The organism is Natranaerobius trueperi, from assembly GCF_002216005.1.
GTDB classification, from domain to species: domain Bacteria; phylum Bacillota; class Natranaerobiia; order Natranaerobiales; family Natranaerobiaceae; genus Natranaerobius_A; species Natranaerobius_A trueperi.
In genome coordinates, this window is sequence record NZ_NIQC01000016.1 from 16,611 (window position 1) to 42,657 (window position 26,047).

Annotated in this window: 29 protein-coding genes and 1 pseudogene; 21 read left to right on the forward strand and 9 right to left on the reverse strand. The window is 32.4% G+C overall.

What is annotated here, in order from left to right; translation table 11 throughout:
* Window positions 1-94: 94 nt before the first annotated feature.
* From CDO51_RS07945 to CDO51_RS07965, 5 genes are all read left to right on the forward strand, one after another.
* Window positions 95-457 (forward strand): methylglyoxal synthase, encoded by a 363-nt coding sequence (locus CDO51_RS07945; RefSeq protein ID WP_089023754.1) that lies wholly within the window; start codon window positions 95-97, stop codon window positions 455-457.
* Between the two features lie 26 nt (window positions 458-483).
* Window positions 484-714, forward strand: a complete 231-nt coding sequence (locus CDO51_RS07950) for a hypothetical protein (RefSeq protein WP_089023755.1) — start codon at window positions 484-486, stop codon at window positions 712-714.
* A gap of 95 nt (window positions 715-809) precedes the next feature.
* Window positions 810-2,225, forward strand: a complete 1,416-nt coding sequence (locus CDO51_RS07955) for a phosphoglucomutase/phosphomannomutase family protein (protein ID WP_089023756.1) — start codon at window positions 810-812, stop codon at window positions 2,223-2,225.
* 110 nt (window positions 2,226-2,335) lie between these two features.
* The gene (locus CDO51_RS07960; RefSeq protein ID WP_089023757.1) at window positions 2,336-3,457 is read left to right on the forward strand and encodes a metallophosphoesterase family protein; all 1,122 of its coding nucleotides are present in this window, start codon (window positions 2,336-2,338) and stop codon (window positions 3,455-3,457) included.
* Window positions 3,454-5,901, forward strand: a complete 2,448-nt coding sequence (locus tag CDO51_RS07965) for an ATP-binding protein (RefSeq protein WP_089023758.1) — start codon at window positions 3,454-3,456, stop codon at window positions 5,899-5,901. The genes CDO51_RS07960 and CDO51_RS07965 overlap by 4 nt, the downstream gene beginning before the upstream one ends.
* On the opposite strand, the gene CDO51_RS07970 is transcribed toward CDO51_RS07965, so the two are convergent.
* On the reverse strand, window positions 5,889-7,085 hold the full coding sequence (locus CDO51_RS07970; RefSeq protein ID WP_089023759.1) for an HD domain-containing protein: 1,197 nt from the start codon (window positions 7,083-7,085) through the stop codon (window positions 5,889-5,891). The genes CDO51_RS07965 and CDO51_RS07970 overlap by 13 nt on opposite strands.
* A 201-nt stretch (window positions 7,086-7,286) precedes the next feature.
* On the opposite strand from CDO51_RS07970, the gene CDO51_RS07975 reads away from it, so the two are divergent.
* Both CDO51_RS07975 and yaaA read left to right on the forward strand, forming a co-directional pair.
* Window positions 7,287-7,478, forward strand: a complete 192-nt coding sequence (locus tag CDO51_RS07975; protein WP_089023760.1) for an aspartyl-phosphate phosphatase Spo0E family protein — start codon at window positions 7,287-7,289, stop codon at window positions 7,476-7,478.
* Entirely contained in the window at window positions 7,456-8,220 is a 765-nt protein-coding gene (yaaA, locus tag CDO51_RS07980; protein ID WP_158212382.1) for a peroxide stress protein YaaA, read from the forward strand. Before CDO51_RS07975 ends, yaaA begins: the two co-directional genes overlap by 23 nt.
* Here yaaA and CDO51_RS15005 read toward each other — a convergent pair.
* The 4 genes from CDO51_RS15005 to CDO51_RS14280 form a co-directional block, all read right to left on the reverse strand.
* Window positions 8,217-8,339: a hypothetical protein gene (locus CDO51_RS15005; RefSeq protein WP_276207009.1), complete on the reverse strand. Its 123-nt coding sequence runs from the start codon at window positions 8,337-8,339 to the stop codon at window positions 8,217-8,219. The genes yaaA and CDO51_RS15005 overlap by 4 nt on opposite strands.
* Window positions 8,340-8,392: 53 nt before the next feature.
* Complete coding sequence (locus CDO51_RS14270) at window positions 8,393-8,614, reverse strand: hypothetical protein (RefSeq protein WP_205842159.1); 222 nt, start codon at window positions 8,612-8,614, stop codon at window positions 8,393-8,395.
* Between the two features lie 117 nt (window positions 8,615-8,731).
* A complete protein-coding gene (locus tag CDO51_RS14275) occupies window positions 8,732-8,959 on the reverse strand; it encodes a hypothetical protein (RefSeq protein WP_205842160.1) in 228 nt (75 codons plus the stop codon).
* Between the two features lie 239 nt (window positions 8,960-9,198).
* Window positions 9,199-9,459, reverse strand: a complete 261-nt coding sequence (locus CDO51_RS14280) for a hypothetical protein (RefSeq protein WP_205842161.1) — start codon at window positions 9,457-9,459, stop codon at window positions 9,199-9,201.
* A 165-nt stretch (window positions 9,460-9,624) separates the two neighbouring features.
* On the opposite strand from CDO51_RS14280, the gene CDO51_RS07990 reads away from it, so the two are divergent.
* Together CDO51_RS07990 and CDO51_RS07995 are read left to right on the forward strand one after the other, a co-directional pair.
* Window positions 9,625-10,203: a tyrosine-type recombinase/integrase gene (locus CDO51_RS07990; protein WP_158212383.1), complete on the forward strand. Its 579-nt coding sequence runs from the start codon at window positions 9,625-9,627 to the stop codon at window positions 10,201-10,203.
* Between the two features lie 118 nt (window positions 10,204-10,321).
* Window positions 10,322-10,426: pseudogene (locus CDO51_RS07995) on the forward strand (transposase); the annotation flags it as partial.
* Here the strand turns inward: CDO51_RS07995 and CDO51_RS14015 are convergent.
* On the reverse strand, window positions 10,407-10,559 hold the full coding sequence (locus tag CDO51_RS14015; protein WP_169710434.1) for a hypothetical protein: 153 nt from the start codon (window positions 10,557-10,559) through the stop codon (window positions 10,407-10,409). The pseudogene CDO51_RS07995 and the gene CDO51_RS14015 overlap by 20 nt on opposite strands.
* A 507-nt stretch (window positions 10,560-11,066) precedes the next feature.
* Here CDO51_RS14015 and CDO51_RS08000 point away from each other — a divergent pair.
* The 4 genes from CDO51_RS08000 to CDO51_RS08015 all read left to right on the forward strand — a co-directional run bounded on the left by CDO51_RS08000 (window position 11,067) and on the right by CDO51_RS08015 (window position 13,880).
* Window positions 11,067-11,894 (forward strand): PhzF family phenazine biosynthesis protein, encoded by an 828-nt coding sequence (locus tag CDO51_RS08000; RefSeq protein WP_089023763.1) that lies wholly within the window; start codon window positions 11,067-11,069, stop codon window positions 11,892-11,894.
* An 11-nt stretch (window positions 11,895-11,905) separates the two neighbouring features.
* Window positions 11,906-12,943 carry a PTS sugar transporter subunit IIC gene (locus CDO51_RS08005; RefSeq protein WP_205842162.1) on the forward strand — a complete coding sequence of 346 codons (1,038 nt, stop codon included), beginning with the start codon at window positions 11,906-11,908 and terminating at the stop codon, window positions 12,941-12,943.
* 467 nt (window positions 12,944-13,410) lie between these two features.
* Window positions 13,411-13,632 (forward strand): FAD-dependent oxidoreductase, encoded by a 222-nt coding sequence (locus tag CDO51_RS15010; protein ID WP_276207010.1) that lies wholly within the window; start codon window positions 13,411-13,413, stop codon window positions 13,630-13,632.
* Between the two features lie 17 nt (window positions 13,633-13,649).
* Window positions 13,650-13,880, forward strand: coding sequence for an FMN-binding protein (locus CDO51_RS08015; protein WP_158212384.1), 231 nt, complete (start codon window positions 13,650-13,652; stop codon window positions 13,878-13,880).
* Between the two features lie 299 nt (window positions 13,881-14,179).
* On the opposite strand, the gene CDO51_RS08020 is transcribed toward CDO51_RS08015, so the two are convergent.
* Entirely contained in the window at window positions 14,180-16,663 is a 2,484-nt protein-coding gene (locus CDO51_RS08020) for a transglycosylase domain-containing protein (RefSeq protein ID WP_158212385.1), read from the reverse strand.
* Window positions 16,664-17,688: 1,025 nt separating this feature from the next.
* Between CDO51_RS08020 and rbr the strand changes: the two genes are divergently transcribed.
* From rbr to CDO51_RS08050, 6 genes are all read left to right on the forward strand, one after another.
* The gene (gene rbr, locus CDO51_RS08025) at window positions 17,689-18,261 is read left to right on the forward strand and encodes a rubrerythrin (RefSeq protein WP_089023767.1); all 573 of its coding nucleotides are present in this window, start codon (window positions 17,689-17,691) and stop codon (window positions 18,259-18,261) included.
* A 66-nt stretch (window positions 18,262-18,327) separates the two neighbouring features.
* Window positions 18,328-19,326 (forward strand): pyridoxal-phosphate dependent enzyme, encoded by a 999-nt coding sequence (locus CDO51_RS08030; protein WP_089023768.1) that lies wholly within the window; start codon window positions 18,328-18,330, stop codon window positions 19,324-19,326.
* A 17-nt stretch (window positions 19,327-19,343) separates the two neighbouring features.
* Entirely contained in the window at window positions 19,344-20,012 is a 669-nt protein-coding gene (locus CDO51_RS08035) for a DUF2179 domain-containing protein (protein ID WP_089023769.1), read from the forward strand.
* Between the two features lie 104 nt (window positions 20,013-20,116).
* Window positions 20,117-20,989: a S1 family peptidase gene (locus CDO51_RS08040; protein WP_158212386.1), complete on the forward strand. Its 873-nt coding sequence runs from the start codon at window positions 20,117-20,119 to the stop codon at window positions 20,987-20,989.
* A 124-nt stretch (window positions 20,990-21,113) separates the two neighbouring features.
* Window positions 21,114-21,653 (forward strand): GbsR/MarR family transcriptional regulator, encoded by a 540-nt coding sequence (locus tag CDO51_RS08045; RefSeq protein ID WP_240503527.1) that lies wholly within the window; start codon window positions 21,114-21,116, stop codon window positions 21,651-21,653.
* Window positions 21,654-21,741: 88 nt separating this feature from the next.
* Window positions 21,742-21,954, forward strand: coding sequence for a hypothetical protein (locus CDO51_RS08050; protein WP_089023771.1), 213 nt, complete (start codon window positions 21,742-21,744; stop codon window positions 21,952-21,954).
* 70 nt (window positions 21,955-22,024) lie between these two features.
* Here the strand turns inward: CDO51_RS08050 and CDO51_RS08055 are convergent, their stop codons facing one another.
* Window positions 22,025-22,966, reverse strand: a complete 942-nt coding sequence (locus tag CDO51_RS08055; protein WP_089023772.1) for a TDT family transporter — start codon at window positions 22,964-22,966, stop codon at window positions 22,025-22,027.
* 11 nt (window positions 22,967-22,977) lie between these two features.
* Window positions 22,978-23,451: a C-GCAxxG-C-C family (seleno)protein gene (locus CDO51_RS08060; RefSeq protein WP_089023773.1), complete on the reverse strand. Its 474-nt coding sequence runs from the start codon at window positions 23,449-23,451 to the stop codon at window positions 22,978-22,980.
* 320 nt (window positions 23,452-23,771) lie between these two features.
* Between CDO51_RS08060 and CDO51_RS08065 the strand changes: the two genes are divergently transcribed.
* Window positions 23,772-24,200, forward strand: a complete 429-nt coding sequence (locus tag CDO51_RS08065) for a 4Fe-4S dicluster domain-containing protein (RefSeq protein WP_089023774.1) — start codon at window positions 23,772-23,774, stop codon at window positions 24,198-24,200.
* On the forward strand, window positions 24,193-26,043 hold the full coding sequence (locus CDO51_RS08070) for an aldehyde ferredoxin oxidoreductase family protein (RefSeq protein WP_158212387.1): 1,851 nt from the start codon (window positions 24,193-24,195) through the stop codon (window positions 26,041-26,043). The genes CDO51_RS08065 and CDO51_RS08070 overlap by 8 nt, the downstream gene beginning before the upstream one ends.
* The last annotated feature ends 4 nt before the right edge of the window (window positions 26,044-26,047 follow it).

A 26,047-nucleotide genomic window follows, 5' to 3' on the forward strand; every position in this document is an offset into this window, starting at 1 on the left:
GCCCTTATTAGGGCCTTTATTAATATTAAACTTTAATATTAATTCTGTTTTTGATAAGATAAAGTAAATTAATTGCGATATAGGAGGTAATTAGTTGAGGATTGCATTAATTGCACATGACAATAAAAAGGAAGAAATGCTTCAATTTGTAAAGACTCATCAAGAGCAATTTAAAAAACATATTTTATCTGCTACTAATAGTACTGGAAAAATGATTAAAGAAAATACTTTACTCGACGTTTATTGCCATTTGTCAGGACCACTTGGGGGGGACCAACAGATTGGTAGCGAAATTGCTACTGGAAATGTGGACTTAGTAATTTTTTTACGTGACCCATTAACTGCACAACCCCATGAGCCTGATATTACAGCTCTATTACGTATATGTGATGTCCACAATATTCCAGTCTCTACTAACCTAGCAACAGCTGAAGTACTAATTCACAGCACATCTTAAGTACCAGTCTTTTTGGGGGTGAAAGTTTGCTGACCATTAAATGTGGAGGGTGTAAAAGTAAAATATTTAAGTATCAAAAAATTGGTAAAGGGAAAGTTTTAAGATGTTATAAAAAACGGATCAAGAGAGTTTATCAAGGAAAGGTTCACTCAAATAAATTAATATGTGGAAGTTGTAATAATGTAATTGGTAATCTAGAAGAAAGATTGATACAAATGAATCAAGACTCTTTTACATATAGTGGTAAAAAAGATTAAAAGAGCCGGTTAAGGCTCTTTTTGTTTTTAGGAAGGATCTTACAACTTTTTATCAAATTAATATTAAGGAAGATATAAAATAAGGAGTGAAACAAATGGGCATTAAATTTGGAACTGATGGCTGGAGAGCTGTTATAGCTGAAGATTTCACATTTAAGAACGTAGAAATTGTGACACAAGGAATAGCTGATTATTTAAATGAAGCCAGTCAAACAGAAAAAGTGTTAGTAATTGGATATGATAATCGTTTTTTATCACCAGAGTTTTCTAAACGAGCAGCTGAAGTATTGATGGCAAATGGTTTAAATATACTCATTAGTGATAAAGCTATGCCAACTCCGGTGACTGCTTATAGTGTAGTTGAAAAACATGCAGTTGGAGCATTAATGTTTACTGCTAGTCATAATCCACCATCTCACAATGGAGTAAAATTCATTCCATATTATGGTGGACCAGCACTCCCTGAAATCACAGACTCTATAGAGAAACATGTGAGAAAAGTACAAGAAAGTTTAGATATTAAACATATCCCATATACCAAAGGACAAGAGCAAGGTAAGGTTAGAGAAATTAATGTAATGGATCAGTATATAACTAAGCTAAAAGATTTAGTTGATCAAGATGTTATAGCTAACTCAGGACTTAAGATAGCAGTTGATCCTATGTATGGTGCTGGAGTAGGTTATTTAGATCGTGTTTTAACTGAATTAGGATGTAATGTAACAGCTATTAACAACTACCGTGACCCATTATTTGGTGGTAAAATGCCAGAACCTAGTGAAAAGGTATTAGATGAATTAACACAAATGGTAAAAGATAATAATTACGATGTTGGACTCGCAATGGATGGTGATGCTGATAGATTTGGAATTATTGATAAAGACGGTACATTTATAACAGCAAACCAAGTTCTTTCAATGTTATATCTACATTTACTAAAAAAAGGTGAAAAAGGACCAGTTACTAAAACGGTTTCTACTACCCAAATGTTAAATAGGATTGCAAAACATTATGGTGAACAAATCCTAGAAACGCCTGTAGGTTTTAAGTATATTGGAAAAAATTTAATGGAAGAAGGGTGTGTACTAGGTGGTGAAGAAAGTGGAGGATTGAGTATTTTAGGACATGTTCCAGAAAAGGATGGTATATTAGCTTGTCTGTTAATAGTAGAACTAATAGCAAAAGAAGGTACATCGTTAAGTGATATTTTACAGGAGATAGATGAAAAATACGGAAAATTAGTGAATGAAAGAATAGATGTGCATACTACTTATGAAGAAAAAGAACGTGTATTAAGCTTATTAGAGAAATGGCAACCAGAAGAGTTAGGTCATAAACAGGTAGTAGATATATCTAAAGTCGATGGATTAAAGGTTAGCTTAGATGACGGTAGTTGGGTACTTATTAGACCTTCTGGTACTGAGTCGTTATTTAGAATTTATGGTGAAACTACTGATCTAGAACAATTACGCCTTTTACAAAATGATGTGCGAAGTGCGTTAAATATCTAGTAAATTATGTAAAACCGTCCTGAAATGGACGGTTTTTTTTCCCTACAGGATTTATTATAATTTTATAGAAATACAATAAAGAGATTAAATAATAATAGGTGGGATGTAAAGTGCTTAAAGTTTTTCATACAGGAGATAATCATTTAGGTATGACTTTTAGTGGAAGAAATTACTCAAAAGATTTACGAAATCAGCTTAGACAAGCAAGGTTTGATAATTTACAAAAACTAGTAACTATAGCTAATGAAGAAAAGTGTCATTTATTTATAATAGCTGGTGATTTATTTCATCGTCCTAATGTTTCAAATAAACGAGTTATAGAAACTGTACGCATATTATCAGAGTTTAATGGGTGTGTTGTAGTTTTACCTGGAAATCACGATTATTTCCATTCTGAAAGTAATTTATGGAATACCTTTATGGAACATACTCCAGAACATGTTTTGGTATTAAAAGATTTAGAACCATATTCCTTAGAGGAATTTGGACTTAATATAGTATTGTATCCAGCGCCTTGTAATGATAAATGGTCTTGTGAAAACAAAATAGGATGGATTGAAGAACATACTAGATCTAATGATTTATGGCATTTAGGAATTGCTCATGGTTCAGTAAAGGGTATATCGCCTGATTTTGATGAACGGTATTTTCCAATGAGTGAAGAAGAAATACGAAAAACAAAATTAGATCATATCTTTTTAGGACATACTCATCTACCTTATCCAGAAAAAAGTATAGTAGACCTATCGTCTGTAGGTTTTTCTTATGCAGGAACTTCAGAACCTGATGGGTTTGATTGTAATCACCCTGGTTATGCTAGATTAACTACTTTTAATGAAGACAGGATAACTTCACAATGTATTGAAACTGGTGAGTTTAGGTTTAAAGAGTTAGATTTAGAAATAGACAAAGTTGAAGAAATAGAAGAAATAAATCTTAATAATATAACTGATAGTCCCTCAGAAAAATTATTACTTAAGATCAATATAACTGGAGCCATTTCTAGAGAGGAATATCGAGAGCTTACAGCTAGTATAGAAAATCTTCGAACAAAGGCGCTACACTTAGATGTAAATTTAGATAACTTACAATTTGAAGTTACAAAAGAGAGTATAGCAGATGAATTTTCTGAAGGGTCGTTTCCATATATGTTATTAAATAGACTTGCAGAAAAAGATGATAGAACTGCATTGCAGTTGGCTGATGAGCTCATTGGGAGGGTTAGAGAATGAAATTAAAAGAGGTGAAATTACACCCTTTTGGAGGGGTAAGTGAAGGTAGCTGGGATTTTTCGTCTAATTTGAATGTTATTTATGGACCCAATGAAGCGGGTAAGAGTACGATAATAAATGCACTTTATTCTGTTTTAGTATTAGGCTCTCCAAATAGACGTAGTGTTGAATGGAGTCAGTACCTAAAAAAGTTCTTTCCCTATCCAAATGGTGATATCATACGAGTATCGTTATCATTTAATAGTTGGAATGATAAGAACTATTATCTAGAAAGACATTGGGGTTTATCTAAACAAGATGATAATGTACGCTTAATTAGCCAAGAAGGAGAGTTAACAAAAGAAACAAGTGTTACAAAAAAGATGAGTGAGTTGTTGAGGTATGGTAAAAAAACATATGAAAGCATTCTTTTTACTCGTCAAGATGAGATTAACCATACATTAAAAACTCTTGATAATACACCAGAAGCTACTGAAACTGTAAGTGAAACTTTGAGAAACTTTGTTTATCATCAGGGAGGAGTATCTGTAGAAAAATTTCAAAGAGAGTTAGAACAAGAAAAAAAAGCTTTACTTAGTAATTTTGATTTAGATAGATGTGGTCCAAAAGATCCTAATAGAGGAGTTAATAATCCTTACCTTAAAAACATTGGAAAACTTTTACAAGCTTATTATCGAGTAGAAAGTCTAAAAAAAGAGCTTGAGAAAACTAAAAATATGGAAGAAGAACTCAGCTCTGTTATGGAAGAACTGTCTGTTTTAACTAATAAACAACAAGAGTTATATAAACAAGAGACTAATATGGCGATGATAGAACAAGATATTAGAAAACGTGGTGAACTTTCTCCAAAATTGAATGAAGAAGAATTAAAAATTTCCCAATTAAAGACAGCTACTTTCGAATGGCCAAAAACAGAAGAAAAGTACAATGAAAAGAATGAAGAAATAAAGGAAATTGATGAGAGAATTAAAGAATTAGAACAAGAACTCATTAAGGCAAAAGAAGGTCAAAGAATTAAACAAATAAAGGAAACTTTAGATAAAACCAGCCCCCTCATAACAAAAAGAAACGAATTACAAGTAAAATTAGATAACTATAAACATTTATCAAAAGAGAAAATCGAACATTTAGATAATCTAGATAGAAATATCTCTGCCTTAAAAGCACAATTAGCTGGTATGAAACTTTCTGCACAATTTTCAACAGAGACACCTATCCAAATAACTGTTACTCCAGGGTATGGTGAAAGTTATACTAAAGAAATTAATGATAGCACTCGTTTTACAGGAGAAGGTAAGATTAGACTTGAGTGTGATGAATGGTGTCTTGAAGTACAATCAGGAGAAGAAGAAGGTGAAAAGTTAGTAAAGGATGTAACAGAAAGAGAAAGACAATTAAATGAAAGCTTAGCAAACTTAGGGGTCGAAACTATTGATAAAGCAAAGGAATTAATAAAAACAAAGGAAGAATTAAATTCTAAACTACAACAAATACAAACAAAACTTGAAAGCTTGCTTGGACTTGACTTTGAAGAAAAGTATGAGAAATTAAAAACAAATTTAAATGATAGTGAGACAGATTTACAAGAGATTAGAACGGTTGAAGAGATAAATGATGAATTAAATAACAAGAAACTAGAAAGGCAAAAATTAGATTCAGAGAGAAATGAATTGAAAGGAAAAATAGAAAAGTGGAAAGCAAAGTATGAAAGTCATGATAAATTGTTCGATGAACTTGGTGAACTTAAGTACAAAGAAAGAAAAATATATCAGGAATTAGAACAGCTTGCAGAATTACCTGAAGATTATCAATCAACAGATGAGTTTTTTAAAACACTTACAGATATAAGAAGCCAAAGAGAAGAATTTGTAAGAAAGACTTATAATTTAAAGGAAAAAAGAGCTAAACTTGAAAGAGATCTCCCAGAGAAATCAGTTGAAGAATTACAAGAAGAATTATTAGAAGCAAGAAAAGCTTTTGAAAAACTAGAAGAAAGGGCAAGGGCTTTATTAGACATAGAAAAAGAGCTACAAAACCTATTAACAGAGCTAGATAGAGAAACCTTTACTCCACTTAGAGAATCATTAAATAATTATTTATCACCTGTTACTAATTATCAATATGAATTAGGACAAATGGAGTATGTTATACCAAATGAGCTAAAAAAATCTAAACAAGATGAAAAAGTACCTGTAGATTACCTATCAACAGGTACTAATCAAGGCTTATCTTTAGCTATTAGGCTTGCTATGGCTGAACAAATATTAAAACAAATGTCAGGTTTTTTAATAATGGATGATCCTCTTGTTGATTTAGACCCATATAGAAAACAACAAGCTGCAGAAATGTTACAACATTTTTCTAAAGAAAAACAGTTAATAATTACAACATGCGACCCACAGACAGCAGACTTGTTAGGTGGGAAATTGATTCAGCTTTTATAATGAAAGTAATCAAATAAAGTTGTGAGATCAATTCCTGCAAAAGTTTGTTTTTGATACTTATAGTATAGTGATTTTCTAGCTTCTTCTAATGGTTTAGAAGTGATACCGTGAGAAATAGATAGAGAAGCTTCAATATAAGCTGCTAACTCATCACATACTTTAATTAATTCTCCATCTGCAGGGGAAAACTCATCTTGATTATAGTATCTAACTAATTGATCTGTTGAGACGTGTTCTACTTCATTTTGGATCAGTACCTTATTAGTAAACTCATTATCTAGAAAATATTTAATCTCACTGTGCCAGTTACGAGGGAGGAGGGGATAGATCCTTTCTTCTAACTGGCGCTCTTCTATATCTTTTATCAAAGAGTCTAATCCTTTAACAGATCTTTTAACTGGTGAGATGATATCTCTAGTCATCACTTCGGGTAGATCATGAAATAAACCTATGAAGAAATTATTATATTTTCTTTTGTTACAGGCTGATAACTCTAATGATATTAGATAAGCAAATATAGCAACTATTAGCATGTGTCCTAATACAGAAGTTTCTGGAACTCTAGGTGAGTGAGCCCAACGTTTTTGAAAACGTAGCTGACCAACTAAATCTATAAAATTATAAGACTTTTTTCTTAGACCTAGTTTTTGAACCCCGATTAGATCAAAATGATCTTCAAGCTCATTTTCAATTTTAGTTTTTGTTTCATCTATTCCATATAGATGTTCATTGTATTTATAAATAATATTAAATTCCCATTCTGAAGCTAGATAATGTGATGCTCTTAAAATTTTCTTTTCAAAGGAAAAATCATTATTTAACAAATAACTTTTAAAATTTTCTTTGAAATCACCAGCGACAGGCTTTAATGTGTTTGATAACTGGTCTAAAACCCAATAATTAAGTTCTTCTCCGCTTTCTTGCATAAGTTTATGGAAAATAGGTGGCTTAATATCTGTTAGCACTATTCTTTGTAAAAATTCAAAAATTCCACCTTCTATTAACTTACACCAATTAATTTGAGCCCCTCTTTCTTTTTCTTCATATTTCCCTATAACGTAAGCTAGAACCATTTTGTGAGCTTGTTTATCTAGTTCAACAAAATTATGTGGTCGTAAATGATCATTCCACCTTTGAATATGGGCAGCTTCTTGAAGAGTTTCTAATAATTCACCTTTTATCACAACAGGCTACCTCCTTTTAATAGGTATATACTAGTATCTCTAAAATATTCAATACCTAAAAAGCTTTTTCCTTCATCTGGTATTATAAATTAACAAGTACTTGTAGTACTAAAGGTAAAGTTGGGCATTTAGCCTATTATCTGTTATAATGTAATTCAATTAAAGGGTTCTTTTTTGTATAAAATATAAGGAGGCCTAGTAGTGGATAGAAATACTTTATTACAATACATAGAAGATCTGCGTAAAGAATTAGAAGAACTTGTCTATGAAAAAGGGGATTTTAATCATTCAGAAGTAATAAAAAAAAGTAAAGAATTAGATCAATATTTAGTTTATTATGATAGAGAAAAAGATGTAAGGAGGAAGAATGATGATAGTTCTAATATCTCCTAGTAAAACAATGGATTTTGACTCAAAATATGAGACTATGAAGACAGAACCTGATTTTCATGATGATGCTTTTGAATTAATAAAAGAATTAAGAGAATATGACTCTAAAGAACTGGCTAGCTTGATGGGTATAAGTGATGAACTAGCAAAACTAAATTATAATAGATTTCAAACCTTTAAAAAAGCTCCCAACTTAGATGATGGAAAGCAAGCTCTTTTTACATATCAAGGTAGTGTATATAAGGAAATTTATCCTGAAGACTTTAACGATCAAGAATTAGAGTTTTCTCAAAGGAATTTACGTATAATTTCAGGACTTTATGGTCTTTTAAAACCCTTAGATATAATTCAACCATATCGTTTAGAAATGTCTATTAAACTTAAACTAAATGGATATAAAAACTTATATGAATTTTGGCAAATAAAGATCACAAATAGATTAACTGAATTAGTTGAACAAAGTCATCATAAATTCTTGGTTAATTTAGCTTCTAAAGAATATTTTGGTGTGTTAAACACTGAAAAAATACAAGGAAATGTTGTAACCCCAGTATTTAAAGATTTTAAAAAGGGCCAATATCGAGTTATTGGATTTTCAGCTAAAAAGGCTCGTGGAAAAATGGTAAGATATATTGTAAAAAAAGGTATACAAGATCCACATGAATTAAAAAAATTCACTGCTGATGATTATCGGTATTCATCTAAACATAGTAATGATAAACAATGGGTATTTATTCGTGATTAATTTTTCTTTTCTTCTAAAGGTAATATAGATGCTAACAAAGCAGATATTATAAAGGATCCTAAAGCGAAACCAATAGAATAATTATAGCTTCTAAATAAGTCATACAAGTAACCACCCATAAAGCTCCCCCTGTAGCTGGCCCAACTCCCATTACTATTAAAGTAGCAAATCCCTAAATTTTACCTAATGACTTTTGACCATATATTGCTCCAGTATAGCCAGCTGCACCACCAGGTTCAATTGTCCAGTAGATTGCAAATAGAACAGAAGCTATTGCTCCCCATATAATACTTTGATTTATCAGTAATGACATTAAGCAAGCTATTACCCCAACTATTGGAGCAAAGATTAATAGATATTTTCTCCCTTTCGCTTCGTGATCAACTTTAGTCACGATTTATCGGCTATTACCCCCATAAGTGCATAGTAACAAGACCTGCTAGACCTGTAATTATATATAGATTAGTAGCGGTCGCTGTGTCTAATCCTATATCAACCACAAAAAATCTTACTACTTGTGTCCAAATAGAAATTCACCGATCATAGCAGTTAAAAAAGCACCAATTACTCCCCAAATAGCAGGTTTAGTAAAAGCTTCTTTCATATCCCATGTACTCTGATTGTCATTTTTAATACTGGTGTCCCCAAAAGGGGTAAGACCGTAGTGTTCTGGATTTTTCTTAGCTAGAAAACCAGCAATTAATAATGCAACTAAAACAACAACTGATAAACCTTGCATTGCAATTCTTCAATTCATCTCTTCTAAAATACTCTCAACACCTAAGCTTAATAAAACTTGTGCAGCGGGTGCTCTAGTAAAGGCGATTCCCCACATTGTGGCATAAGATTACCCTTCATACCATTTTCTTACAGAAACAGTCGATGAAACCCATAACATACCTGTTCTAATGCCAGCTAAAATAGAATAAAAAACTAAATATTGCATGTAACTAATTACATGGCTTGTAATAAAAAAACCTAATGAAGCAAAAATGGCACCAATAATATACGCTGGTTTAGTCCCCCCCGATCAATAATAAATCCACTTAAAAATGCAGTGATTGCATAGATACTCATCATAAGTGAGTAACCCAATGATAATTCTCCAGCACTCCAACCTGTAGAGTGTTCCATAGGTTCTAAGAGTACAGAGAATGTTGCACGATAACTAAATAAAACAAAGATTGCAAGCCAAGCTGATATAACTACATGGTTCCCTAACTTAATTTTTGTGTTCATTTTTTGCCCTCCTTCAACAAGATTCCACCTATAATACACATACATGTTCGATTGGCTTCGTAAAATTCCTGCAAAAAATTAGATAATTTTGGAGGAATTTTTTAATTGATAGCAAATATAGTAAAGTACCATTAAATATAGAACTTAGCTTAGGGGGAAATCAAAGTGATTTGTGGATTATCAGCAATTTTAACTCAAGATGAAGCTTGTTGGCTCCTACAACAACCAGATACAAGAGAACCTAATGGTGTACGAGATTTTCTATTAATTCGTATGATGCTAAATTATGGTTTACGAGTTTATGAATTAACTGAAATTCGCTGGGGGGATGTAGATCTTCATTCCAAGCGAATTATTGTAGAAAAAAGTCGTGGTGGAAAGCGCCGAGCACTTTCCTTAAATAATACAGATATAGTATTATTTGAGAAATGGTTCAATGCACTTAATTATAAACTTAATGGAAACAGTTTTTTGTTTTCTACACCTAATGGAAAACAGTTGTCAGGTCAATATATAATTAATGTGTTAAAAAGATACGGAAAACGAGCAATACTGCAACGTCAAATCACCCCATCACTATTAAGGCATACTTTTGCTATTAATTGCTTTAAAGACTCAGAAGATATTCGTTTAGTTCAAAGAAAATTAGGCCATAGTAACATAGAAACAACTAAGAATTACTTACAAACTTATAATATGCCTAAAAAGCCAGTAAAATTAAATATAACAAATCTAGGACAATGAGGCTGGCCTTATGGCCAGTTTTCTTATAATAAGTTAGAAAGAGAAAGGGGTGAGGTTTTGAACAAACTGGAAAACTTACAGATGTAGCATAAAGCAAAAGCATATACAATCAAATCATATGAAACAAGAATATAGAAGAACAACCGTATCTTTAATTAATTATCATTTTGTTTTCTGCCCAAGATACCGAAGAAAGATATTTTCTAATCAAAAAATAGAACAGAGCTCCTAAGTTTGTAGAGATCTTTCTTCCTAATGGTATTCTCATGTACTTTATCTATAAACTCTTCATCTTTAAATCTTGCTATAATTCGTCCCGCTTTTGCTGTTCCATTTAACTCTAGTGGATAACCCAAAGGACATCTATAAATATCTTTTGATTTGTCATATTGAAAATTCGTCTTTTCAAAACCTGACTTTGTTTTTAATTAATATTTCTGTGTTTTCATCTACTGCTGCTAGATTTCAGACATATTAAAATACCCAGTATCTGCTAATGTTATAATTTTTTGATCACTGAATCTACTCCTTATTTTTGTTACCATATTTGATAATTGACTCTGGTTATTTATATCATTTACTATTTCAAGTCTACCAAGAAACTCTATTTGCTATCGACTACTGCCCTATAATAAATTCGACAGCGATGGCTAATATCATCTTTTTTGTAATATTTTCTGATTAATTGTTAGACAATCTGGCGTGTGGAGTGTCAAGTTTCCTAATAAAAGAATCAGCAAAAGCTCTTTGAAAAAGAAGGATAATTTTTACTAAAAAAGAATAGTTTATAATAAACTGGTTTAGCTATAAGAAGAGGGCCTTATTTTAATTTTAATAATAAATATTTATCTGGAGGGTCCATTATGATTTCGGTGCCTGTGTATCAGGTGGATGCTTTTGCTGAAAAGCCTTTTTCGGGTAATCCGGCAGCAATTTGTTTATTAGAAAATGAAGGTAATGAAGCTTGGATGCAAAAAGTTGCTCAAGAGATGAACTTATCTGAAACAGCTTTTGTAACATATGATGGTGAAACATATAATCTTCGATGGTTTACACCCAAAATGGAAGTAGATTTATGTGGTCATGCAACATTAGCAGCGGCACATGTATTATTTTCTGAAAGACATGTTAATAAGAAAAATGTAAAGTTTAAAACTAAAAGTGGATCTCTTACAGCAAGTTTAACTGGGAAAAATAATGATTATATTGAAATTAGTTTCCCTGTTGAAAAAGATGAACCACTAAATGACTTGGATGATTTAATAAAAGCTTTAAGGATTAATCATGAAGCAGTAAATTATATTGGTAAGAATAGTTTTGACTATCTAGTAGAAGTTGTATCTGAAAAAAAACTAGGAGAAATTGCACCTGATTTTAAATTACTATCTGAAATAACAGATAGAGGTGTTATTGTAACTAGTAAAAGTAGAACTTCACCATATGATTTTGTCTCTAGATTTTTTGCTCCAGCTGTTGGTATAGATGAAGATCCTGTGACTGGATCAGCACATTGTAATCTAGCATATTATTGGAAAAACAAATTAAATAAATCACAATTTTTAGCCTATCAAGACTCTGATCGCGGAGGAGAATTAAGAGTTAGAATTGAATCAGATAAAGACTTAAAAGAACGGGTTTATATATCAGGAAAAGCTATAACTGTGATGAAAGGTGAGTTATTATATTTATAGGAGTGTAGATAATGATTAAGCAAATAACCAATTATTTAAAGAGAAAAGATATTGAAATTTCTATACGTAGATATGGTATAGATGCCCTTGGCCACATGGCCTTAGGGTTATTTGGTTCTTTAATAGTTGGTCTTATATTACGTGAATTAGGTGATAAATTAGGGATAGCATTCTTTATAGAAACAGTTTGGCCAATAGCAAATGATATGACCGGTCCAGCAATTGGGGTAGCTGTTGCATATGGCTTAAATGCTCCTCCTTTAGTCATATTTTCTTCTGCTATTAGTGGAATGGCAGGAGCTGAAGTGGGAGGACCAGCAGGTGCTTTCTTAGGTGCTGTAGTTGGTGCTGAATTAGGAAAACTTGTATCAAAGGAAACGAAGATTGATATAGTTTTAACACCTGCTGTAACTATTATTACTGGTACTTATATAGGAAGTAGAGTAGGTCCAATGTTGGACTTTTTAATGAGTGAAGTGATAGGTGATTTCCTTATATACGCCACTGAATTACATCCTATCCCGATGGGGGCAATCATTGCAGTTTCAATGGGGTTATTATTAACTTTCCCTGTAAGTAGTGCTGCATTAGCTATTATGCTGGATTTAAGCGGAATTGCTGCAGGGGCAGCTGCTGTAGGATGTGCTTCGCAAATGATTGGGTTTGCAGTTAGTAGTTATCGGGAAAATAAAATTGGTGGGTTATTAGCTCAAGGAATTGGGACATCGATGCTTCAAATACCTAATATAGTAAAGAATCCTTTAATATTGATTCCACCTACATTAACTTCTGCTATTTTAGGCCCATTTGTAACGACAATATTTCGAATGGAAAATACTAAAGAAGGAGCAGGGATGGGAACAAGTGGCTTTGTTGGTCAATTTGGGACTATAGCAGCTATGGAAGGTCAAGGATTTCAGACATTTGAAATATATTTTAGAATGTTTGCTTTTCATTTTATTTTTCCGGCTATAATTGCTCTCATAATATCTGAGTTAATGAGAAAGAAGGGGTATATAAACTCAGGCGATATGAAACTTGATATTTAAAAATCGAGACAAACAGTTATGCTCCTCTTATGTAGACAATGCTTTTTACATCTAAAGTCACAGTAGTTTTTCACTGTGACTTCATCCTATTATAAAGGGATTTTGAAATGCACCCTTACGGAGAAAAGATTTAGATTTTGCGTTTAATTTTTAAGAGTGAGGTGGATTAAATCCTAGGGGAAAGATTAGCTTATTTAGTAATAATATCAAGTTTAACATTTTTCATAACAGGTTGTGCATCAGTAGATCATGAAGTAGAGATACAAGCTACTCCTGAAGGTGCTAGAGAAATTGAAGATGAAGAGGCTTCACAAAATGCTGAAATTGATTTCACCTATGGATCGAAAGGTAAGAATTTATTGGCTGGGAAAGAAGTGGAGAAATAGTCAGTGAGGATGAAAATTATCAAGTTGCACAAATTTTAAATCAAGTTAATATCCTTATCTAAGAACTTATTAGGGGTTACAGTGGGATGTGGAACAGATGATGTAACCACTGAAGAATTTGAAAGTGACGTAGTGGTAGTTGGAGGAGGTGGAGCGGGTTTAGCCGCAGCCGTATCTGCTGCTGAAGAAGGTGTAGATGTCACTCTATTAGAAAAAATGCCTGCTGTTCATGAAGATGCAAGACGTGACGTTTTAGCTGATGCAGTATTTGAACAATACGGTGGTATGTATTATATGGATTAATGATTCTCAAATAGTTGGTGAAAACAACGAATTTGGACAACCTAGAAGTAGAGGTTGAGGTATCAGGTGATGAAGTTTTGAATGTAGAAATTGTTGAGCATAATGAAAGTGATGGCATTTCCGATGAAGCTTTTAATCAAATTCCTGAGCGAATTGTAGAAGAACAATCTACTGAAGTTGACTCTGTAAGTGGAGCTACTGACTCAAGCGTAGGTATCAAAGAAGCTGCACAGGATGCTCTTGATTAAAATATGACAAATAAAAACGCCAGGTTAAAGCCTGGCCGTTTTTATTTGTCATATTTTATCCATCTCTTGGGACCTAAAAGCCGGAGTTTTAAAAAAGGTGTTGATGGAATAAAAAGGATTTTTTTGGTAACATAGATCTGTGTTGTATGTTTTATTATCAATTGCTTGTTTTGTAACCGAAAGTAAACAAACAATTGATAATAAAATGAAAGTAACTAAAATTAAATGATACCTATCATTTAATTTTTTCTACTATCTAGTTGACAGGGTTCAGTTAAGATCCTTTAATTTTATATTACCTATTCGTTGTCATTATTGTTTTCTTCATCATCTTCTTCAACTTCATTATCATCATTATCTTCTTTATCACCTTCGTCATCATTATCTTCTTTCTCTATTTCGTTATCATCTTCATCATCATCTTGATCTTCTTCCTTTTCTTCATCTTCATCTTCATCTTCATCTTCATCATCATCTCTATCTAACCAATCAAAGAATCCATTTCCGTTATCATCTTCATGGTATTCACACACCTCTTTTGGTGGCATTAGTGAAGCATCAGATGTAGAGCGCCCAGCTCCGTGAGACCACCGACTATCAGTAACTTCAGGCTTACTTCTATCTAAGAAAACTTGTGTTTCTACTAATTCAGAAGGACAATCTTCACTTGCTAGTAACACCTCTTCGTTTGCGTTTTCTGGATGTGGTGCAGTACAAACTTCAACTTCTATAAATGCATTACATTCTTTGGTTGGTACTTCTCCTTCTGGGAAGTACTCATAACTAATGTACTCATTAGGAGTTATGTCCGAAGCAAGCTTTCCTGATTTAGTACTTATTGCAATTGGACCACTAATACCGGCAGGCTGATGAAAATCTGAAGGATTTTCATCAACTGCATAATTCATGACCCTTTCAATGATGTTACCTAAATAATAAGATCTATTTTGTACAGCAGATGTATTGTGATCATCACCTAACCATAATGTAGTTACTAGATCGGGTGTGTAACCTACTAACCAGGCATCACGTACATCTTGCGAAGTTCCTGTTTTAGCTGCTGCCGGAAAGTCTAAATTAAGCATTCTGGCAGTTCCGTAATCAATTACATCTTGTAACATATTGTTAATTATCCAAGCTGTTTCTTCTGAAACCACTACATCATAATTTGGCTCCTTATCATATATAGTATTACCATGACGATCTTCAATCTTAGTAATAGTGTGATGTTCAACTTTTATACCATCATTAGCTAATGTTCCGTATGCTTCTGTTAGTTCAAAAGGTCTAACACCTCGATCAAGTCCACCCAATGCAGCGGACTGATATGTTCGATCAGTATCTGTTATAGTAGTTATACCAAATTTTTCAGCATAATCCATACCTAAATCTCTGTTTAGTTTATCGTTATAGATCTTAACTGCTGGTACATTTAAAGAATTTACTAGAGAATCTCTAATAGTTGTTAATCCCCTAAAAGTATTAGTAAAGTTTTCTGGTCCCCAATTTCCCCAAAGTGCTGGTGCATCGTCAATGATAGTTCCAGGTGTAATTATACCTTCTTCTAATGCAGGTGCATATATATTAATTGGTTTCAATGCAGACCCAGGTGAGCGTGAACTGGTGACTCTATTTAACATATTATTATAGCCATAGTTTCGTCCCCCAACAATTGAACGAACTTCCCCAGTAGTTGGATCGGAGACAACTACTGCACCTTGGGGCTGTATGACACCATGCTCGTCCTCATAAGAAGCTGGGAAATTACTAGGGTCATCAAAAATACTTTCATTATGTGCTTGCAATTCTCTATCTAATGTTGTGTGAATAGTCAGTCCTTGGTGATAGAGAAGATCATCTGCATTTTGTACATTTTCAGGTAGATCATCAGATGTTTCTATAAGATTTCTTAATATGGGCTTAGCCTCATTGTTTAACACATAATCAACAAAATGTGGGTATGGATACTCACGTTCTGGTATATCAGCTAACATTTCTTCTAACTCGCGATTTATAGCTTCTTCATATTCGTATTCAGATAAAAAGTCATATTCTTTCATAGCATGAAGTACCGTTTGTTGACGGTCCTTTGCTAAATCAGGGTTTTCATGTGGTGAAAGCCTAGAAGGGTGTCTTATAATACCTGCTAATAAGGCACCTTCTTCAACAGTTAATTCACTAACATCTTTGTCAAAATAGAAATTACTTGCAGCTTGTATTCCATAAGCATTATGGTTAAAATAGGTTGCGTAATTTAAATAAAACTCCATGATTTCGTTTTTTGTATAGATCCTTTCAACATGGAGTGAAAGCCATGCTTCATGAATTTTTCTTTCTAAGAGCCTTTTTGGAGATAAAAAAGTATTTTTAACAAGTTGTTGTGTTATTGTACTTCCACCTTGGCTTCCTTGAAAAGGATTACCGGTTTGTTTAATGTTATTGATTGCAGCTCTTGAAATCCCTCTTGTATCAAATCCAAAATGTTCATAAAAACGTGCATCTTCAATAGCAATAAAAGCATTAACTACGTGATCTGGTACTCTATCTATAGAAATTTCTTCACGTTGATGTTCTCTATCTAATCTAGTGATTTCGTTTCCTTCTGCATCCTTGATAACAGAAGGCACAGTTGCTTGTAACTGATCTGGATTGAATTCAGGGACTGTTTGAAGTGCTCCTACCACCATTCCAAAACCTGCTCCACCAATTAAGAGTATCATTGCTACAGATGCTAGCAGAGCTAATTTTAAAAAACCAATTGGTGCTATTTTGATTTTTTTCATTTTATTTTTACTATTTTCTTTTTTAGACCTGGATTTATTATTTGTACTAGGGATAATAATCCCTCCTTTTATGTAATTTATTTGGGTTAGGATCATGTAGGTACATTTTATCAATTTTATGATAAATGTACCAGAGTTAAAAAAAGAAGCTGATCTGAACGTAAATTTTTTGTAAACCATAAATGAAATGGTGATTTTATTAATGGATTCTTTAATATCATATAAAGCAAGTCGAAATTAGTCAATAGAGTTGGTGTTAAAAAAAATGTTATCAAAATTAAAAAATCGATACAAAGATTATCCGAGAGGGTTAGATTGAACCTAAGTACCCCAAAAATTGCCTTAGGGATAGCCATAGCTATTTTGGCACTTTATACCTGTGATAGGTATTAGTTCACTACTTTCTTTTATCCCTATTAATTTAGTGCAATAGAAGCTATTGCGTATATTTTATCAAATTTCTTTGGTTTTGGGATAATTTAAATTTTGGTATTATTTACTTATAATTTCATAGTTGGTGCTTTTTTGAATGCTTATGTAGCATTTATACTTGTATATGTTAGTTTAAAACTAATTATATCTAATGTAAGAAAGCAAATTACTTGAATGATATTAATAATAATTGCTAAATTGCAATATTAAATTGAACTAGTTTCCAACTGTAATATAAAAATTGTTACTCCAATAGAACACTACACTGTTCTAAGAACGCCTCGTCCAGGGCTTTAGCCTTGTTTATGTAGTAACTCAATTTTTCCTCGTTCGAAATCATTTAGGTGTTTATTATTGCGGGAGTTGGTGTATCATTAAAGTGATCCATAGTGGCCCCCTTCCTGTAATTAGTTTTTTGGCGAATTAATTATATTACAGTTGGGTGCACTATGGAGTTATTTATTTAGTTCAATTTGATTTTACGATTATGCATTAATAATAATTTTTATTAATATCATTTGTTTAGCAGGATTTTCATCGAAGTATGTCTAAATATAGTTAAGAGAAAAATAAAGAAAAGGGAGGGGCAAACTATGTCCTTAAAAGGAACAAAAACAGAAAAAAACATTTTAACTGCTTTTATTGGAGAATCACAAGCAAGAAATAAGTATACTTATTTCTCAAGTCAGGCTAAAAAAGAAGGGTTTGTTCAAATATCTAAAATATTTGAAGAAACAGCAAATCATGAAAAAGAGCATGCTAAGCGATTATTTAAGTTTTTAGAGGGCGGAGAGGCTGAAATTCAAGCAACCTTTCCTGCAGGAGTTATAGGTACTACAGAAGAAAATCTAAAAGAAGCTGCTAATGGGGAGAATCATGAACATACAGAAATGTATCCTGAATTTGCAAAAGTTGCAAAAGAAGAGGGTTTTAATGAAATAGCTCGAGTTTTTGAAAATATTGCTGTTGCAGAACAATATCATGAAGATCGATTTATGAAATTAATGAAAAACATACAAGAGAATAAAGTTTTTGAAAAAGATGAAAAAGTTACATGGAGATGTGGCAACTGTGGCTTTAGATGTGAAGGTCCGAAGGCTCCAGAAAAGTGTCCAGCTTGTAATCATCCAAAAGCTCACTTTGAACTTGTTGACCAAAACTGGTAAGTTTCCCCCCCCTTTTTTGGGGGGTTTCTTTTTAATAGCCAAATACCTGTTTTAGGGAGGGTTTTTATGCAAAGAATTTGTTTAGAATGTAACAAAACTTATCCTATAAATAGTTTAGAATATAAATGTGAATGTGGTGGACTTTTTGATTATTGTGGATCAACCATAAAAAATAAAATAGAATTAATTAGTTTGGGAGAATCTAAGACTCCGATAATTGAAAAGTGTATTGAAGGCATTAATTTAAAGTTAAAATTAGATTATTATATGCCCAGTGGTTCTTTTAAAGATAGAGGAGCAAAAACTCTTGTTAGTACATTGAAAGACTTTCAAGTTACAGAAATAGTCGAAGATTCTTCGGGGAATGCAGGTGCTTCTATAGCTGCATACTCAGCAGCTGCAAATATAAAATGTCATATTTATCTACCTGAAAACACCCCTCAAGGAAAGACACAACAAATTTCTTCTTATGGGGCAGAAATTGTTAAGATACCAGGAAATCGGGAGAATACTTCTAGAGCTATCAAAGAAGCATGTAAAAGTCAGTACTATGCTTCACATGTATATAACCCATTATTCTTTGAAGGTACTAAAACAATCTCGAAAGAAATTTTTGAGCAAGTAGGATTACCAGAAGCAATTGTTTTACCAGCAGGTAATGGTACCCTTCTTTTAGGAATATATAAAGGGTTTAAAGAACTCACACAAGATCATTTACCTAAAATAATTGCAGTACAAAGTGAAAATTGTTGCCCATTATATAATGAATATAATAAAATAGAAGTCAATAGATATAAACCGACTTCTGCTAAAGGAATAGCTGTCGAAAATCCAGCTAGAAAAAAAGAAATGATATCAGCTATTAATGAAAGTAATGGTGAGATTATAATTGTAAGCGAGGAAGATATTGCAAAAGCTAAAAAAGAATTGGGTTATAGTGGTATTTTTGTTGAAAATACAGCTGCAGTAGGAGTTGCAGGTGCAGTGAAATTTGCAACAAGGCCAGAAAATCAGGAATTTAACTTAGTAGTACCTTTAACTGGGACTGGTCTAAAAGAAACGTAAATAGAGTGGTGATAGATATGGAAATGGTACTAATTATATTAATAATAAATGTGGTTTATGTTTCTTTGTCAACTATACGAATGTTATTTACTTTAAAGGGACAAAGATATTCAGCTGCTGTAATAAGCTCATTTGAAACGTTTATATACGTACTTGGATTAGGATTAGTTTTAGATAATTTAGATGAAATTCAAAATTTATTTGCTTATGCTGGTGGCTTTGCATTAGGTGTTGTTGTAGGTACAAAAATTGAGGAAAAATTAGCTTTAGGTTATATAACTGTGAAAGTTATTAGCAAATATACTGACTATTCCTTTTCTGAGATGTTAAGAGAAAAAGGTTATGGAGTGACAGAGTGGATAGCAAATGGTAGGGATGGAGAAAGACTTGTTATGGAGATTTTAACTTCTAGAAAGGATCAAAAGGAACTTTATAATAATGTGATTGCCTTTGATCCTGAAGCTTTTGTTATTTCCTATGATCCACAGCATTTTCGTGGAGGATTTTGGGTATCTAATCTGCGAAAACAGGCAAAACGACGCGGGGAGCAATATGAATATCCACAGGAGGATAATTTACCTGGTGTAGATGAGGAAGTTATAGAAGAAATTAAGTCAGAAGAAGATTTCTCAAAATATAAAGAAGAAACTTTAGAAAGTGAAGAGTCAAATAATAATTATAATTGATTGTATAAAAAAGAGTGGAATAATTTCACTTTTTTTTTGGTATAAATTATGTTGAAGATAAATTATACCAAAGTGAACTATTTTTAATAATAAAATATCTATTATTGAATTACATTTTGGTGGTGACACTTATTAATAAAAGAAAAAAAGGGAATAACAAAGAACAAAACGATAATTTTTTTTATGGAGATTTAGATGAAGAAAATCTTTTTGAAGAAGAACAAGCTGAGAGGAAAAAACATGTGAGATGGATAGCTTCTTTTATATTAATCATTTTTGTAATTACAGTATTCACTAGTTTTTTTAAGGTTGTTGCAAAATTCCCTATAACTACATACTTTGAATCTTTAACTTTACGAGATAATCAAACAATTGCGGAGGTTAAAGAGTCAGTTGTGTCTATTATAGCTAGGGAAAACTTAAATAATATTGATTTTATAACAAGTCAAACTTCAGGGACTGGTGTAAACATTGATCCATCTGGTAAAGTTTTAACTAATCGTCATGTTATTGAAGGTGATAAGGAGATTACAGTTAACTTTAGAGAAAGCAATGAAACGACAGCTCGAGTAAAGGGTAAAAAAATTTCACCAAATTCTAGTATCGATCTTGCACTATTAGATATAGAAAGTGATGGAGAATTACCATATGTAGATATCTATAACGGTAAAATTGAGAATTTAAATACAGATAAAGAAGTTTATGTCGTAGGAAACCCTAGAGGCATAGGAGTACTAGCTAGTAAAGGTAAAATAAGAGATATAAATAAAATAAATGATTATCTTTCAATAATTGAAATTGATACAAAGATTTATCCTGGTCATAGCGGAAGTCCAGTAGTTAATAGTGAAGGGGAGCTACTTGGTATTATTTATGCTTCACGAAAGACTAGTGATGGACATAGGAATGGGCTTTTTATATCTATAAGTAGTTTAGATAACCTCTTAACCTTAAATTTGATTAGATTTTCTAAATAACTTATCAAAAAAAGCTTGCAAAATAACGTTATTTTAATTATTATAAAAGTAACATTTTATACAGTTTTTATTTGATAGAAGATTGAGTAAAAAAAATTGTGATAATAACAAAGAGGTGGGAAATTTGTCTGAGATTAATGAAAGTCAAAAAGAAGAACTTGAACAGATACGATCGGAATTAAGCGTTGCAATGGCAAAAACAATGGATTTATATGGAGTGCCACCTTCTATCGGTAGGTTATATGGTATTTTGTACTTTAATGAAGAACCTTTGACCCTTGATGAATTAAGAGATTATATGGGTATGAGTAAAACTAGTATGAGTACAGGAGTACGGAGACTAGAAAAAAATAAAATGGTTAAAAAAGTTTGGAAAAAAGGTGTTAGAAAACATCTATATGAAGGTGAGACTGATTTCTTTAATAACTTTGTTAATTTCTTTGTACCTATGTGGCGACGAGAGTATGAGGTTAATATGGATGTTATAAAAGATGCTGAGCCAAAGCTTAGAGAACTAGCTAAGAGTGAAGATCAGGAAGTTAGCTATAAGGCCCAAAAAGACTTAGAAAAAATAGAACATTCCAAAAAGTATTACAGTTGGTTAGAAAAAATTGCAGATAGTGTGGAGTCAGGCGAAATATATGATTTCATTCCTAAAGAGTAATGATAAAAAGAAATGGGAATTAACCCATTTCTTTTTTTTGCATATAATATAGGAGGATTTAGATACAGTTAGATTTATGGATTGAGAGGTGAAACAATTGAAGGAGTATTATTTGCTAATTTCTTGTAATAAAAATGAAGATCATGATGGAGAACAAAAAATAACGAAACAGGAACTTCGTCAATTAGCTAAGAAATGTAAAGAAAGGGAAAATAAAATAGATTGTACTCAATGTAATTTAAGAGTAGTGGATGAAAAAGGTAATCAAGTCTTAGATTGTTGTAAAGAAAGGAAAAATTGATTTATAAAAAATGCTCTCCTTAAAGGTAGACAGACTAGAGATCTGCACCAAAAAGGTGAGCATTTCTTTTCTAAATATCTTTAACTGTATTAGTACTAAAGTCTAGATGTTTATAGAAGAATTGGATATATTTTATGAAAACTAAAGAGACCATTAATGTTGCCCAAAAAATTAAAAAGATGCGGACTTGTTCTAGTAGCGGGATATTAATTCCAATACCATGTAAATAATTTGACATTTGATTGAAAGCTATAGCACTGATCACAAAAGGAAATGTAAAAGCTGAAAAACTGGGATAAAAAGATAGTTTTAACATTTTTGGCATTTTAATAAGGGCATATAAAATGTTAAAGAAAGCTAACATTCCTAAAAACCCTACTATTAAAATATTTTTTTCAGGAAAAACGCTGAAATAACCTGCAAGACATAAGCTAGCCGGAGCGGCAAAGATAATTGCAATAGGTTTTATTGCTTCTACAGTTTCTTTTGTAATAAATTGTTTATAAATGACTATTGGTAATAAAACGAGATAAATACTAAATCCAAACCAAAAAATCACTTGTCCAAAAGAGTTTAAATTAAACGAAGCTGCAGTTACACTAGCTATTACTATACCAACATATATAACGAAATAGCTAGGAAATACATTATTAATATCAAACTTTAATATATGAATTTTAGTAAAGAGTAGAATTAAAATAGAATGTATTACTAAACCAAATATCCAAATATAGAAAGCAAGATTAGAGAATATTGGAGTCAAGTAAGTACTAAGAACCATTATCCCCATAGGAAAGGTTGCCATAACTGAACCTAAAACGGGATTTTGAAACTCTTCTTTTGTGATTTTTGGAAACAAGAATAATTTTAACAGTAATATCAATAAAATCATTCCAGAAATAGTCCCTAAAAAATATCTCATATTTTCACTGAAAGTTCCTAATAAATTACCGAGTGCTGCGAGACCTAACATTAAACCTGATATACCTGAAGGGACTTTTTGTAATATCATAGAAAACACCTCTATTTATCAGTATTTGTAAGATTCAACTCTCTAACGATAATTTTTGCAGCATTTTCACAAACTTCACCAGTAAATGAAACACATTGATCTTTATGTTCACCTGAGGACATATCCATCCCTTTGGTAAGCACACTACAACATAATACTTTGTGATTATTTCTAAAGTTTTCTTGTAATTCATGACAAGCTTCCATGGTATTTATACTGTTTGGATCTTTTGGGTTTGTCCCTTTTGTACGTCCTAAAAAGTATCCAATACTCATAACCCCTCCAGATATAGCCCCACAAACACACTTTGACCTACCAATTCCAACAGGAAAACCTGAAGCCATAGCAATCATTTCATCAGGCATGTCTATATCGAAATTTCTTTTTATTGATGCTACAATTGCTTCAGAACAGTAAAATTCCCCTCTCTTGAATAGTTCTTCAGCATCTTTTCGGATTTTTTTAATACTTACTTCTTTTTTCATGTAGATTCCTCCTAATTTAAGTAAGAACAATTTTAACTGGCTTCTGAATTATCATACTATATTCATAATTGTAATGTAATACGTATTTACATTGAAATTATCGATAGAAGTGAGAACTTGTATAGATAAAATCAATATCTATTATAAAGTGAAACAAATGGCAGTAAAAAAGTGAAAAAAAAAGAACTATAAGAAGCTAATTTTATTTCATCAGTCTTTATGGCGAATATTGAACTTGTAGGAAGTTAATATAAATTGTACAATATATTCAGTCTGTTCAGCAAAAACTTTATAAATTTAAAAATAAAAGGGTGAAGCTCATGACTCGAAAAAAACTTGTATCTGAGTTTGACTTATGTACGGGATGTGCTATTTGTACATTAGTTTGTTCAAAGGAATTGCAAGGTGGGTATAACCCTAGATTTGCAAGACTTCGTTTAGAAGAGCAAATGGATGGGTTAGTTACAGAACCAATTGTTTGTAACCAATGTGAAAATGCTTTTTGTGAGAAAGTTTGTCCGGTTTCAGCAATAACAAGAGAAAATGAAATACCAGTTATCAAAGAAGATAAGTGTATCGGTTGTGGACGGTGTATGGAATATTGTCCAAAAGATGTAATTGTATTAGTTGATAATAAGGCTTCAAAATGCGACTTATGTGGAGGAGATCCGGTTTGTGTTAAAAACTGTCCTACAGGAGCATTGAAACTCTTTGAAGATTCACGAAAAGGGGGTGACGATGTTGAATAGAAGAGGCGGAGCTATGGATAAAGTTCTATATGTAAATCTGAGTGATAAAAGTTACTGGGTTAAGGAAGTTTCCAAAGAAATAAGTGAACTATTTGTTGGTGGTAAAGGATTAGCAACGTGGCTTCTTTATAATGAAACCAAGAGTCACGATAATATTGATCCATATGGCGAAGAAAATCCAGTTATTTTTGCTGGAGGACCTTTAACCGGCACCGACGCACCTGCTATGAGAGGCGTAGCTGTATCTACATCACCTTTAACAGGTGGATATGTAGACTCTTATTATGGTGGACATTTAAGTCAAGAAATTAAATATGCTGGCTTTGATGCACTAGTGGTTAAAGGAATCTCAAAAGAGCCGGTAGTACTTAATATCGAAAATGACAATGTAGAATTCCTACAAGCAGATCAATATTGGGGTCTAGATAGTTTAGAAGTAAATAAAAAGATTAAAGAAGATCAAAATGATTCAACACTTAAAATTGCTTCTATTGGTCAAGCAGGTGAAAACTTGATTCCTTATTCTCTCGTTTCTTGTGAATATAATCGTCATGCTGGTCGTGGTGGTATTGGTGCGGTTATGGGTAGCAAAAAGCTGAAAGCTTTTGCTCTTAAGGGTACCAATGTAGTTAAGATTGATGATCATGAAAAATTCGAAGAAGCTATAGATATGGCATCCAAAGAATTAAAAGAATCTGAAGAGATAGAGGAACTAACACAGTCGGGAACAGCACCAGCTTTATGGTTTGCCCATAGCGAGGGGCTATTACCAGTAAAAAACTATCAAAAAGGAACATTTAATCCTAATGGTTTAGCTCATACAGCACAACGAGAAAAGATTTGGTTAAGAGATGTTGGTTGTGCATCTTGTCCTATTAGATGTAGTAAAGTCGGAGTTATAAGAGAAGGAAAAAGAAAAGGGACAATTTCAGATATAGTAGAGTATGAAACTGCTGCTTTAATGGGAACTAATCTAGGGTTATCTGATATAAAAGAAGTAGCTTATCTAGTATATTTATGTGATAGTCTTGGAATGGATGGAATGTCAGCAGGTAGTGTGATTGGTTTTGCTATGGAATGCTTTGAAGAAGGCATTTTAAAGCCAGAAGATTATGATGGTATTAAACTTACTTTCGGTTCTTCAGAAAATGTTCCAGAAGTATTAGAAATGATTGCAAATCGAAAAGGAAAACTAGGCAAATTATTAGCTCAAGGAACAAAGAATGCAGCCGCTGAACTTGGAAAAGAAGCAGAAGATAAAGCTTCACATGTAAAAGGTATGGATATCCCTGCCTGGGGACCTAGGAGTACACCTGGAATGGGGCTTGCTTATATGACTGCTGATCGTGGTGCATGTCACCAGAGAGCTTTTCCAATAGATTATGAAGTAGGTGGAGCTTCTTTTAATGGTAAGACTTATGAAAGACTCCAGGTAAGAGGAAAGGCAGAAACTGTAGCAAGTGATCAAAACTTCATTGCAGGTTTAGATGCTTTTGTAAAATGTGATTTTGGTACATTTGGAATTTCTGAAGAAAGCTATCTAGCATTATATGAAGCCGCTACAGGAGAAAATATGAGTTCTGAACGCCTATATAAATTAGGGGAAAGGATTTGGAACCTTAGTAGAGTGTTTAACCTAAAGCAAGGCTTAACAAAGAAAGATGAAAAGTTACCAAAACGTTTTTATGAACCATTACCTGATGGTCCGGGTAAAGGTCATAAATTTACAAAAGAAGATGAAAAGATTATGCTGCAAGAATATTATTATCATCGTGGTTGGAATGAAGAAGGAGAGCCAACTGATGAAAAGTTAAAAGAGCTTAATCTTTCTGAAATATTATAGAAAT